This is a genomic window from Thermoanaerobaculia bacterium (assembly GCA_035593605.1).
Classification (GTDB): Bacteria; Acidobacteriota; Thermoanaerobaculia; order UBA2201; family DAOSWS01; genus DAOSWS01.
The window spans coordinates 78,267-90,738 of sequence record DAOSWS010000001.1 but is presented as its reverse complement, the minus strand read 5'-3'; the positions used below and the strand labels follow the sequence as shown (position 1 = coordinate 90,738).

Here is a 12,472-nt window from a genome sequence, read left to right as displayed (position 1 = left end):
CTCCTTGAATGGCTGAAAATGATGGACATACATTATATCAGAACCCTATCCGCGCGTCACCATCCACAGGGAAGAAAATCTTATCGTGTATAATATCGTTGTGAAGCGCCCCACCCCTCTGATTGTTCCCCTCTTCATCCTTGTCGTGGCCACCATGATGGGCGCGGTCCTGGGTCCGCGCGTGACTCAGCCCAAGGAGGCTTCGGGAGCGTTCGGTCCCTACACCGGCCTGCTCTCCGCCGCCAGCGAATGGTACGCGGAGGAAGTGCCTCTGGATCGTATGGTGTACCACTCCATTCGATCGATGCTGATTCATCTTGATCCCCATTCCTACTTTCTCACTCCCGATGAGTATCACGTCATGATGCAGAGACAGCGGGGCCGCTTTTCGGGTCTGGGCATTATGGTTTCCAAACGAGACGGAAAGATCATGGTCATCAGCCCCATTGAGGGGACACCGGCCTATCGGCTGGGAATCCGGGCCGGGGACATCATCACTCAGGTGGAAGATACCGTAACCGAAGGATTGACCATCGACGAGGTTGTAGACCTCCTGCGCGGCCCCGAAGGTTCGAAAGTCACCATTACGATCCGCCGCGACACGGTAGATGAACCTCTAGTCTTTTCCGTGGTCCGGGAAGTCATCCCGGAAACAAGCGTTCGATATGCCCACATGCTGAAGGATGGCATCGGGTACGTGCGAATCTCGGAATTCAACCGGACAACGGCCGAAGAACTGGGCGACAAACTGAAGGTGCTTGCAGACGAGGGCATGGTCGGTCTCATCCTGGATCTTCGAGGAAATCCGGGAGGAGTACTGGAACAATCGGTGGAAGTTGCCGATTTCTTCCTGAAGCCCAATCAGATGGTTGTGTACACAAAGGGAAGAACCCCGCAAAGTTATCAGGAGTTTAAAGCACCCGGAAAATATACGACCTACGGAATCCCCCTTGTCGTCCTTGTGGATGCGGGCTCGGCGTCCGCTTCTGAAATTGTTGCCGGAGCACTGCAGGATCATGACCGGGCCCTGATTGCCGGAACGGACACCTTTGGCAAGGGACTGGTTCAGTCGGTCTATGAGCTCCACAACAAAGCCGCCCTTGCGCTCACTACAGCCAAGTATTTCACTCCTTCCGGCCGATGCATTCAGCGACCCTATGATGATCTCTTTAAATACTACCGGCACGACAAAGCGGACCTGAATCAGCTTGAGCACTTTTCAACCGACCATAAGCGCACCGTTTACGGAGGAGGAGGAATTCATCCCGACGTCATTCTGGAATCCCAGCCCCTTCCTCCCTTTCAGCAGAAGCTGTTAGCCAGGGGAACCTACTTTAATTTTTCCCTGGATTATGTGAAGGATCATTCGGTCCCGCGGGACTTTCGGCCCGACGCACCGGTCCTGGATCTTTTCCGGAATTATCTGGTAGAGCAGGGGATTGCCACGGGGGATGAATTTGACACCGCTCTGGCAAAAGAAGAGAATCAGACCTTCACAAATTTCTTCCTGCGCAGGGAAATTCTCTCCGCAGGCTACGGCATGGAACATGGCTATCGCTCTGTGATCATGGAGGACCGCCAGGTATCCGAAGCACTCAACCATTTCGATGAAGCAATGAAACTATGGAACATTTACTCCAATTCGTCGGCGACTTCCCACCCGTCTTCCTCCTGACGGTCCTGCTCCTCTTCGCCATGCTGGAGTATATTTTCCCTCCGGCACCGGGAGACACGGCCATGCTTCTGGCCAGCACGCTGGCGGGAGCCAGTGTTCTGCCTCCGGTCACCACATTTATCCTGATGGTCCTTGGATCCTGCCTTGGTGGGATGATCGCCTACTATCTCGGAAGCCGGGTAGGTCGTCCGATCCTGAATTCGATCCTCTTTAAATATCTGGGAGCTTCCCACTCGGAGCGTGCGGAGCGGGTCTTTCGGTCCCATGCGGGAATTGTTCTCTGCGGAAATCGATTTCTTCCCGGGGTCCGGGGGATCATGCTTCCCCTGGCCGGTATCCTCTCCCATCCGGCAAAACATACCTTTACAAGCATGGCACTCTCCAACCTGGCCTGGTGTTCCCTCATCTTTGGCCTGGGATACCTTTTCGGCGGAAACCTTGAGGTTACCGAACGGATCTTCCGTTCCTACACCGCGGTACTCGCCGTAGGATTCACCGTTATTATCCTTTCCCGCCTGTGGTTATCCTATCGCTCCTGCTCGCGCTGATCTTTCCACTGGACCCGCCTGTCACGATCACCTCTTCCTTTGGAGAATATCGGACCACTCATCTGCATGGAGGTATTGATTTCTCAACCGGGGGAAAAACCGGACTCCCGGTACACGCCTGTCACGAAGGAAAGGTCGCGAGCGTCCGCATTACCTGGCGTGGCTACGGAAAGGTGCTCTACCTTGACCATGGCGACGGAAACACTTCGGTCTATGCACACCTGGACCGTTTCTCCCCTGCCATTGAGTCCCGCCTGACTGAAGCATACAGGGACCGGGGTCCCTTCCCCGACTGGGTGGATCTGAAACCACCCGTACATCTGAAAGAAGGGGATCTTTTAGGATACAGCGGAGAAAGCGGCGAAGGCCTTCCTCACCTCCATTTTGAAGTTCGCCGATCCAACCAGCCCCTGGACCCTCTGCGTCTCCTGTCCTATTCCCGGGGAAGAAGTCCCCGGTTTGAATCCATAACCCTGATTCCCGGCGGACCGGATACAACGGTAAATGACGGGGTGCAGCCGACAACCCTGACCCTTCCCATCCGAAAGCCCATTCATGTCCGGGGTCCGGTCAGGGTTTCACTGACCGCCTGCGTTGAATCGGGGCCTTCCCGCTGGGGGCTTCAGGACCTTTCGGCTCGACTCGATGGAACGGAAATCATGTCCATGGATCTATCTTCCTTTTCCTATGAGTGGTCGAACTTTACGGGGTTTATCTTTCAACGGTCACGCACCGGCTTCTCGCCTACCCGATACACGTACTGGATTACCCCTCCGGAAAACAGTCCCGTTCCTTCCATGAAAGGCTCTCCCTACCTGGATCTTACCCCGGGAAATCACCAGCTCGAAATTGTATCGGGGAAAGCAACGACCACCCTGACCCTGGTCGGATCCGAAAAACCGTCCAGAGCCATACCCCTTCCCAAAAACCATTTTGAAGCCCTTCTGGACCACTATATCGTCTCAAGCGGGGCATCCGCTTACCCTGAACGGCAAACGGTGATTCAAGACAGTCCACTTACTCTCGGAGCCCGGGTCGATTCAAAGACCTCCATTCACCTGAGTCCCCTCGACGTCATGCATCGCGAACCCTCTCCGCTTCCCCTGATTCTTCGACTGTCCGACACCATTCCTCCCTCTCCATCTCCCTTTCTCTCTCCCGTCATGGAAATTCTTCCCTCCGACCTTCCCCTGACCCATCCTCTACGGGTGGGCTTTCAGGCAGGATCCGATGTTGATAAAAGCCGCGCCGGACTGTACCAGTGGAAAGGCCGGTGGCGCCCCCTGGCGGGGACCTGGAAGGACAATCGATACGAAGCCGATACCTGGATTCCCGGAAAAATCGCAGCGATTGTGGATGACTCTCCTCCCGACATTTCCCGCATCATGGTCTCCGGTTCAGAATTGACCGTCAAGGTCAATGATGCACTCAGCGGACTTTCATGGAACAGCGTGAAGGCGCGCTCGGGGAGCACCACCGAAGTTCTGATCTACGATCCGGACCATAACATTGCCCGGGGAAACCTTCCCGGAAGGCCCTTTGAGGTTACCGCAACAGATAACGCAGGAAACACGACTCGCCGATCGCACAAATAGTTGTGCAGAGCGGAGAACTTCAAGAGGGACGCAACTTAGACGATTCCGGAGTCACTTTTCCACAGACTCTTCCACACATTCTGCGGAAATTCGATTTTCCCCCTGCGAAGGATCCTTGGAGGAACCTCCATGAGATCCACAAGCGTTGAGGGGCGGAGATCCGTGACTGGCCCCGAATCGACGATCAGATCGACTTCCTTTCGAAGGGCATCCGGGAGCCCGGACAGATCGGAACAGGGAGGTTCGCCCGGAAAATTGGCACTGGTGGAAACGACGGGAGGACATCCCTGTTGAAAGAGGGCATTCCACAGGGGATGGTCGGGGTGCCGTATGGCAGCGGTCCCTCCGGGAAAGAGCGTGGAACCGGAGGCACGGACAATGGCAGTCAGGGGGGATGGCCAGACGCTCCGCAGAAACCGCAATTGATGCTCCGTCAGTGTGATACCGAGTTCTTCCGCCTGGGAAAGCTGACAGAGAACGATAAACTTACGATTCTCTCCCCCCGCTTTCAGTGTACAGATCCGATCCACAGCCTCTCTGCAATGAATCGATGCATGAAGACCATAGAGGGTATCGGTAGGCAGGAGACAGATACCGCCGGAAAGAAGCGTTGTAAGGATCTCCTTTACACGATCTATCTGAATCACGGCGTCTGACACGATTGAAAGAGCTCTTCGGCATGTCGTCTGGCCGCATCCGACTTTCGCGATCCGGACAGCATTTCCGCCATGACTTCGACCCGATCCGAATCCGAGAGCCGCAGGCGGACCCGCGTATAGGTGCGTCCATCCTCGACGGTTTTCAAAACGTGATGGTGGTGGTGGGCATGGGCCGCAACCTGGGCAAGGTGGGTCACGACCAGAACATGGTTAGCCCCGGCCAATTCCCGGAGCATGCTGCCCACTTCCACGGCAGCAGATCCACCGACGCCCTGATCGATTTCATCAAAGAGTAAAATCTTACCCTTCTGCTGGATTACTTCAGACATCAATGCCAGCTGGATCCGGGAAAGCTCTCCGCCGGAGGCTACCCGTTCCAAGGAAAGGGGCGGCTCTCCCGGATTGGTGGACACGAGAAAATCGACACGGTCCCCCCCCCCTCTCCGGGGAGGACCCGCCTTCTTCTCCACCTCAATTTTAAAGACGACTTCCTTCATATCTAACCGTCGTAACCGCTTGAGAATGGAAGCGGAAAACCTGCGGGCCGCACGGCTTCGGGCCGTGGAGAGCGCACCTGCCTGCTCCCTGTAGGTTAGTTCCAGAGAATGAAGCCTTGCTTCGAGCCTGTCCAGTTCAGCGCTCCCCGTTTCAAGAGACTCCAGGCGTCGTTCCAGTTCTTTTCCAAACTCTACGATTTCCCGCTCCGTTGAGCCATATTTCCTTTTCAGACTTTCAAGGAGAGCCAGACGGTCTTCCACTTCCTGGAGGGAGCGATCGGGAACCTCCAGGTCGGAGAGCAGGCGGTCAACAAGCACGGACAGATCCGACAGCAGGTCCATAAGACCTTCACACTCCCCGGACAGCGTATCCAGCTCGGGAAAGACACCGCGAATCGATTCCAGGTCCCGCATCAGGCCGCCCAGATCCGAGAGTAGGTTCCGATCCTCCCCGGAAAGGCGGGTTACCGCAGACCCGAGAGCTTGAAGAATCGCCTCTCTGTCCCGGATCAGGGTTCTCTGGTAATGAAGAGCTTCTTCCTCACCCTCGGAAAGCCCGGCCGACTTGATTTCTGCAAGTTGAAGCGAAAGATGGTCCCGTTCTTGAAAAGTCCGCGTCAGGGTCGCACGGGCTGTTTCGAGGGAGGCCAGAATCTCTGTGTACTCCTGAACGGTCTGATTCAGGGTGCGAACCTCTCCGGCCAGTTGTCCATAAAGATCCAGCAGATCCCGGCGGATGGATGAAACCATCAGCCCCTGCTGGTCCGATTGACCATGAATAGTGATCCAGGGTTGAAGGAGACTCTCCAGGAAGCGAAGAGTGACCGGGGACTGGTTGACAAAGATCCGATTGACGGAATCCCGGGAAATTTCGCGCCGGACGATAAGAACCTCCTCCGGTGTATCCAGTCCCGCGCCAACGAGTTCGGTACGTATCTCCTCCGGAAGATCGGTAAAAAGAGCTTCAATTACCATCGTATCCGCCCCGTGCCGAATGGCGGATGTGTCAGCCCTTCCGCCGGAAATGAGTTTCAGGGCATCGACAAGGATCGATTTTCCAGCTCCGGTCTCTCCCGTGAGGACATGAAATCCCGGATCAAAATCAAGGTGTACCTGATCAATGGTTGCGAGATTTCGCACCTGAATCCTTGCCACATGCATGGAGGAAGTCTACCCAAGGCCCTTCAGTAGGTCAAGGGGAAGTACCCGTCCATATTGCAGGAATCCCTAAAATTGTGCATACTATGAGCATGGCACACGTGGGGTTATACTGCAGGGCGGACCGGGAAGCAGAAATCATGATTTCGAATCTTACCCGTACCGGGCACAAAGCGGTTCCCATGGCCAGCCGGGAAGAACTTTTTCTCCTGATACCTCAGCATTCTATCGATCTTCTCATCATGGATTACCACACTCCGGATGGAAAAAATGGTTTTGTCATGACACAGGAATTGCGGGAAAATCCCAAAACGCGAGGGGTTTCCATTATTTTAAAGATCGACCGGGATGACAACCTCGAAAATGAAATTTCCTCTCAGGGTGTCAATGATTTTCTTCTGAGCCCCTTTCACGAAGAGGAGTTCATGGCAGTCATCGACAAACTCAGCAATATTGAAAAAAGAAGGCCCTTTCAGAGTCTTCTTCGCCTGCAAACCTCCGAAGGCAGCCTGATGGGGAAGACTCTCAATATCTCATCCACAGGTCTGCTGGTTCAGGTTCCCCGCGAGTTGAGTATCGGTTCCCGGCTGGAAGTCCACTTTTTCCTCCCCCATTCCAAGGAAGAGATTCGATGTGATGCCGCGATCCGTCGACGCGCCCATGAACGCCTGACCTTCAATCCCTGTTATGGATTGGAATTTGTCGATCTCGATAAAAGAGACCGGGAACGCCTGGAGAAATTCGTCAAGCGCTGGTGACCGATCTTTCCGTTATTATTCCCACCCACAATCGAAAGGAGCTCACCCTGCAGGCCGTTGCCTCGGTCCTTTGTCAGACGTATTCGGGTGCCGAGTGTCTGGTCATCGATGACGGTTCCACGGATAAAACGGCAGAGTCCGTTCGAGAAGCCTTTCCTTCGGTTCGGTATATACGCCAGGATCACAGGGGTGTATCGGCAGCCCGGAACCAGGGTATTGCGGAAGCCACAGGCCTTTATCTTGCTTTTTTGGATTCCGACGATCTATTTACACCCTCAAAGTGCCAGCGTCAGCTCGAAATTCTCGGCACTCATCCGGAAATCATGCTGGTTCACACCGAGGAGATCTGGGTTCGTGATGGCGCGATCCTCCCGCAGAGGCACTGCCATAGACGGGGAGGCGGGGACCAGTTCTCCCGTTCCCTGGAACGATGTGTGATTTCCCCCTCTTCCGTCATGGTTCACCGTGAACTTTTTGATCTGGTGGGTACCTTTGACGAATCGATGCCTGCCTGTGAAGACTACGACATGTGGCTTCGTGTAACCAGCCGATTCCCTGTCCAACTGATACCGGAAATCCTCGTGGTAAAGCGGGGAGGCCATGGGGATCAGCTCTCCCGCACGGTTCCGGCCCTGGACTACTGGAGGCTTTACGCGTTAGTGAAGCTTATTCATGAATCCCATCTTTCTGCTGCACAGCGGGAACTTCTTATTCAGGAAATTGGGAGAAAAAGCAGAATTGTGGCAACCGGCCGAAGAAAACGCCGGAAACCGGACGCGGCATTTTATGAAGACCTGGAAAGACGGTGCCGGGCGGGGGAGGACTGTCGCCTTCCCCCACTCTGAGACACATTTACGAACCTCCGCCCCTCTGGTACTGATTGACGTATCGAGTGTGTTCCTGCAGCGTGGAAGAAAAGGCATGGGTTCCGTCATTCCGGGCCACGAAGTAGAGGGCCCGGGTATCGGAAGGGCTGAGGGAGGCCTCCAGCGCACCCCGCCCCGGATTGCAGATGGCTCCGGGAGGCAGGTCCCGATAGATATAGGTGTTATAGGGATGATCAAATCGGAGCTGAGCATACCCGAGCCTGCGATGCGGCTCACCGGCCAGGATCAAAGCGTAGCGCACCGTCGGATCGCACTGCAGCAACATGCCCCGCTGGAGCCGGTTATAAAAAACACCTGAAATGATGGGTTTTTCCTTACGTGCCTGGGCTTCCGATTCCACCAGGGATGCCATTATGACCCATCGATGGACCGTCAATCCCTTTTGAAGCAGGCGGGTTTGGAAGTGGTCACGAAAGGTCCTTCGAAAGTGTTCGATAAGCGTGGAGAGAACTCTCCGGGCCGGAATCGCGCGGGCAAACCGATAGGTCTCGGGAAAGAGAAACCCCTCGCAGTCCGGCGCCTCCGGATCGAGATCGTCCACCATGGCCGGATTCCCGGACAGCGCAAGAAACTCGTCCCCGGAAGTCACCCCGGATCTCTCCAGGAGTTCCGCAATCTGGAACCGGTTCCATCCTTCGGGAATGGTGACGCGAACCAGGTCGACCTGCCCCGATAAAACCTGGTTCAGAACGGCTGCCGGCTGGCTGGGCAGGGTGAAGCGGTAATACCCCGCCTTGGGCTCCCTGGCCTTGTACCGGATGTAGAGGTAGGAAACCGGGACCGAGCGTATCAGGTCCCTGTCCCGGAGGGAATCCAGGACGGCTCGGGTGGACGTCCCTTCAGGAATTTCCATTTCCACCACACCCGGTCCCGGGAGAACGGGGGTGGAGAGGAGAAAATAGCCGTAAAGAAGAATTCCGATCCCTGCAACAGCGAGAACGGTGGCGGCGCTACGCCAGTGTTTCAACGTACGCCTCAAGGATGAGAGATGCCGAGATGGAATCGAGTCGTCCGTTCCGGCTTCGCCGCGCCTTTCTGCTCACCCTGTTCGATGCTTCGCGCGAAGTCAGCCGCTCGTCCATATAGGTGATATCGATGCCTTTTTCGGATAATCTGGAACCCAGTTCCCGAACCGTCTTCGCCATGGCGCCTTCGGTTCCATCCATGTTCAGCGGAAGACCCAGAACCACCCGGTCAAAGGCTTCGTCTTGAATAATCCGGGCAAGATCCCTCTCCATGGCTCCGGCATCCGAACCGGTAATCGGATTTATTGGAATGACCACGGGAGCTGCAGTATCCCAGGAAGCGAGACCCATTCTTCGGGTACCAAAGTCCACGGCCAGAATACGCATGGTTAATGGTAACATGGTAAAGAAATCCACTCTGAGGGGGTGACCATGTCGAATGTATATATCGTTGGAGCCAAACGAACACCGATCGGATCATTTCAGGGCGTCCTGAATTCGATTCCCGCTCCCCGTCTGGGGTCGACGGCCATCCGCGCGGCCCTTGAACAGAGCAGCCTGGCACCCGAGATCGTGGACCAGGTCTATATGGGCTGCGTTCTTCAGGCCAACATCGGGCAGGCCCCGGCGCGGCAGGCCTGGATTTACGCCGGGTATCCGGTTTCGACCGGTGCCGTTACCATTCATAAAGTCTGCGGGTCCGGATTGAAGTCGGTCATGCTGGGCGCCAACGACATTCGTGCGGGTGAATTCAGCGTCGTCGTCGCGGGTGGTATGGAGAGCATGAGCATGGCCCCGTACTACCTGGACCGGGCCCGGGACGGATACCGCATGGGCCATGGGCAGGTCCTGGATGGAATGATCAAGGACGGCCTCTGGGATCCCTACAAAGATGTTCACATGGGAAACTGCGGGGAATTATGCGCCGCGGAATACGGATTCACCCGTGAAGAGCAGGATGCCTTTGCGCGACAGAGTTATGAACGGGCGCTGGAAGCCTGGAACCAGGGATGGTTTGCCTCCGAGGTTGTACCCGTGGAGGTCCCGCAGAGAAAGGGTGATCCCATCATCGTCGACAAGGATGAAGAACCCTTCCGGGTGTCTCTGGACAAGATGGCCAAGCTGAAGCCCGCCTTTGCCAGGGAAGGCACCATCACCGCAGCCAATGCCTCGAAAATCAATGACGGCGCCGCAGCACTTGTCCTGGCCTCTGAAGAGGTTGTTACATCCAAAGGGCTCAAGCCTATGGCACGTCTCGTGGCACAGGCATCCCATGCCCAAGAACCCGACTGGTTTACAACGGCTCCCGCCAAAGCCATGCAGAAGGTGCTGGATAAAGCCGGCCTCCAGGCTGCCGATGTGGATCTCTACGAAATTAACGAAGCCTTCTCGGTCGTGACCATGGTGACCATGAAGGAGCTTGGCCTGGATGCTTCCAAAGTCAACATTCACGGTGGAGCCGTCGCCATGGGCCATCCGATCGGATGTTCGGGAGCCCGCATTCTGACAACACTCCTCTATGCCCTGCAGAAAAACGGACTCCGTTACGGCATGGCCGGCATCTGCATAGGAGGCGGTGAAGCCGTAGCCGTCCTGGTGGAGAATCTGCTCCGTTGAAGTTTCGCTTTTTCGGTCTCTTTCTCCTCCTCCTGGCCGGAATCATGGTCGGTCAGGAAGAGGATGTTCAACTGGAGGCCGTAAACCAGCGCTGGGTGGAAGACCTTTACTGGGAAGGTTCGGGAAATGTCAAAATCCGCTACGGCTCCATTCGAATCGAAGCCGACTGGGTCGGACTGGACTGGCTGAACAAAACCGTTGAGGCGGAAGGAAAGATCACCCTGCGTCAGGGCCGGGACACCATCACCTCCCGCAGGATGACCTACAATCTGGAGGAAGTTTCCGGGATCTTTGAAGAAGCCGAGGGTTCCTTTGGAGACATGTACCAGTTCAAGGGAAAACGGATCATCCGGGAAGATGAAACCCATTATGTCCTGGAAGAGGGGCTCTTCACTTCCTGTGATCTGGAACATCCCCCCTGGAGCTTCACGATCCATCGAGCCTCCGTGGAAATGGATGGATATGCGTACCTTTCCGGCATCGCCTTCCGGGTTCACCGGCTTCCCCTGCTCTACTTTCCCTATCTGGTCTGGCCGGTCAAGCAGGACCGGGCACGGGGACTCCTGACCCCCCATTTCGGGTACACCGCAAAACGGGGTGCCTATCTGGGGCTTGCCTATTTTCTTCCGATGGGAGACAGCTTTGATCTGACATTCATGGGAGATTACTACTCCGAAGGATACAGCGGGGGGGGGATTCGTTTTCGATATGCCCCCACGGTTGATCTGAAGGGGGAGGCTCAGGCCTATACGATCCGGGACACGGAAGGGACGGACTGGTGGAAATTCAACCTGGTCCACACCCAGACCGCACTTCCGCTGAATTTCAGGCTCGATGCCAACATCGAGCTCCTATCGGACATCGACTTTTTCCGGGAGTTTGAGCGGACCTTCGATCGGAACACGACCCGTTCGATCTACTCCCACGTTACGCTCTCCAAGAACTGGGGTCTCAACTCCTTCATTCTCCGGGCCGATCACCGGGAAACGGCCTTTTCGGGTTCCTCGATCGAGAAAGTCACCCAGGAGCAGTACCCCAAGATCGAGTACCGGATGCGTCAGCGGCCCCTCCTTCGAGGAGCTCTCCCCCTCTACCTCTCCATGGAGAGCCGCTACAACCTCTTCAAGGTCGACAAGGGAGAGAATTACCGGGGTACCTATGGCCGTCTCGACGTCCTCCCCACGCTCTCCACGTCCTTTGCCCGCCTTCCCTGGCTTTCGATCCGGCCCAGTGCCAGCCTGCGGGCCACGTACTATTCCCGTACGCCCGATGAAACCGGATCCCTTGAAGGAGACTCGTACACGCGGACGTACCAGCTCTTCCAGGCCGACCTCGTGGGTCCCTCCTTCTCCAAAATTTTCAACGGTTCCAGCTTTCAGCTGAAGCACCTGATCGAGCCCCGAATCAACTATCAGAACCTGGTTAACCTGGAAGACCAGAAGGTTCCCGTCTTCGATGAAAACGACTCGATCCAGTCCAAGCATCAGATTCGCTACGCACTGGTTAACCGTATCTTCTTGAAGAAGGGAGAATCGACGGCCACGGAGATCGCGTCCTTCGAAATCTCCCAGCGGCACAGTTTCAACGAAAACCAGCCCCTGACCTCCCTGACGGTTGATGGAGAGAGGGAGACATCCCAGAAGAGTGCCCTCGATCTCTCCCTCCGGTTCTATCCGGGTAAGTCTTTCAACCTGGACACGAGGACTTCCTTTCACGCCATCACCCACAAGTGGGAATCCCTCCAGCTTTCGGGAGGCACGCGCGTGGGAATGCACTATGCCAATCTGATTTATTTCCGCACCAACCCTCAGGTGGAGGGCGGAACGAAGCAGCACCAGATCCGCTTGTACTCAGGATTCAAACCCCACCGGACCCTGGATGTCCAGGCCCAGGTCAACTACGACCTGGAAAACAACTACCCCCCGCAGCAGCGCTACATCATGCGGTACACCGGTTCGTGCTATGCTATCTCACTCGAATACCGGGATTACCGCCTCGGAACGTCCCAGGACAGGGAGTACAAGTTCACATTCGACCTGAAAAATGTGGGCTCCTTCCTGGAAATCACCGGAGGCGTGGATGAACTCTTTGGAAGCACACCCTGATCCTTCAG

The 12,472-nt window shown here is 55.8% G+C and carries 11 protein-coding genes; 7 read left to right on the top strand and 4 right to left on the bottom strand.

Features of this window, described 5'->3' with window-relative positions:
* Positions 1 to 100 precede the first annotated feature (100 nt).
* Genes PLD04_00395 through PLD04_00385 form a run of 3 tightly spaced genes read left to right on the top strand, consistent with a single transcriptional unit; the run spans position 101 to position 3,818 of the window.
* A complete protein-coding gene (locus PLD04_00395; protein HXK66776.1) occupies positions 101 to 1,675 on the top strand; it encodes a S41 family peptidase in 1,575 nt (524 codons plus the stop codon).
* Positions 1,624 to 2,223 (top strand): DedA family protein, encoded by a 600-nt coding sequence (locus PLD04_00390; protein ID HXK66775.1) that lies wholly within the window; start codon positions 1,624 to 1,626, stop codon positions 2,221 to 2,223. The genes PLD04_00395 and PLD04_00390 overlap by 52 nt, the downstream gene beginning before the upstream one ends.
* Positions 2,193 to 3,818, top strand: coding sequence for a M23 family metallopeptidase (locus PLD04_00385; protein HXK66774.1), 1,626 nt, complete (start codon positions 2,193 to 2,195; stop codon positions 3,816 to 3,818). The genes PLD04_00390 and PLD04_00385 overlap by 31 nt, the downstream gene beginning before the upstream one ends.
* Positions 3,819 to 3,853: 35 nt before the next feature.
* Here PLD04_00385 and PLD04_00380 read toward each other — a convergent pair whose 3' ends face one another.
* Both PLD04_00380 and recN read right to left on the bottom strand, forming a co-directional pair.
* Positions 3,854 to 4,465, bottom strand: coding sequence for an L-threonylcarbamoyladenylate synthase (locus PLD04_00380; GenBank protein HXK66773.1), 612 nt, complete (start codon positions 4,463 to 4,465; stop codon positions 3,854 to 3,856).
* Positions 4,462 to 6,135 (bottom strand): DNA repair protein RecN, encoded by a 1,674-nt coding sequence (gene recN, locus PLD04_00375; protein ID HXK66772.1) that lies wholly within the window; start codon positions 6,133 to 6,135, stop codon positions 4,462 to 4,464. The genes PLD04_00380 and recN overlap by 4 nt, the downstream gene beginning before the upstream one ends.
* Positions 6,136 to 6,224: 89 nt before the next feature.
* On the opposite strand from recN, the gene PLD04_00370 reads away from it, so the two are divergent.
* Positions 6,225 to 6,890 (top strand): PilZ domain-containing protein, encoded by a 666-nt coding sequence (locus PLD04_00370; GenBank protein HXK66771.1) that lies wholly within the window; start codon positions 6,225 to 6,227, stop codon positions 6,888 to 6,890.
* The gene (locus PLD04_00365; GenBank protein ID HXK66770.1) at positions 6,887 to 7,735 is read left to right on the top strand and encodes a glycosyltransferase family A protein; all 849 of its coding nucleotides are present in this window, start codon (positions 6,887 to 6,889) and stop codon (positions 7,733 to 7,735) included. The genes PLD04_00370 and PLD04_00365 overlap by 4 nt, the downstream gene beginning before the upstream one ends.
* Positions 7,736 to 7,742: 7 nt before the next feature.
* Here PLD04_00365 and mltG read toward each other — a convergent pair whose 3' ends face one another.
* Positions 7,743 to 8,744, bottom strand: coding sequence for an endolytic transglycosylase MltG (mltG, locus tag PLD04_00360; protein HXK66769.1), 1,002 nt, complete (start codon positions 8,742 to 8,744; stop codon positions 7,743 to 7,745).
* Positions 8,728 to 9,129, bottom strand: a complete 402-nt coding sequence (gene ruvX / locus PLD04_00355) for a Holliday junction resolvase RuvX (protein ID HXK66768.1) — start codon at positions 9,127 to 9,129, stop codon at positions 8,728 to 8,730. The genes mltG and ruvX overlap by 17 nt, the downstream gene beginning before the upstream one ends.
* A 45-nt stretch (positions 9,130 to 9,174) precedes the next feature.
* On the opposite strand from ruvX, the gene PLD04_00350 reads away from it, so the two are divergent.
* A complete protein-coding gene (locus tag PLD04_00350) occupies positions 9,175 to 10,359 on the top strand; it encodes a thiolase family protein (GenBank protein HXK66767.1) in 1,185 nt (394 codons plus the stop codon).
* Entirely contained in the window at positions 10,356 to 12,464 is a 2,109-nt protein-coding gene (gene lptD, locus PLD04_00345) for an LPS assembly protein LptD (GenBank protein HXK66766.1), read from the top strand. Before PLD04_00350 ends, lptD begins: the two co-directional genes overlap by 4 nt.
* The last annotated feature ends 8 nt before the right edge of the window (positions 12,465 to 12,472 follow it).

Bases quoted from the DNA above. Each gene is read 5' to 3' on its own strand.
- PLD04_00370 (HXK66771.1), top strand. From the start codon at position 6,225: ATGGCACACGTGGGGTTATACTGCAGGGCGGACCGGGAAGCAGAAATC.
- recN (HXK66772.1), bottom strand. From the start codon at position 6,135: ATGCATGTGGCAAGGATTCAGGTGCGAAATCTCGCAACCATTGATCAG.
- PLD04_00350 (HXK66767.1), top strand. From the start codon at position 9,175: ATGTCGAATGTATATATCGTTGGAGCCAAACGAACACCGATCGGATCA.
- ruvX (HXK66768.1), bottom strand. From the start codon at position 9,129: ATGCGTATTCTGGCCGTGGACTTTGGTACCCGAAGAATGGGTCTCGCT.
- PLD04_00390 (HXK66775.1), top strand. From the start codon at position 1,624: ATGGAACATTTACTCCAATTCGTCGGCGACTTCCCACCCGTCTTCCTC.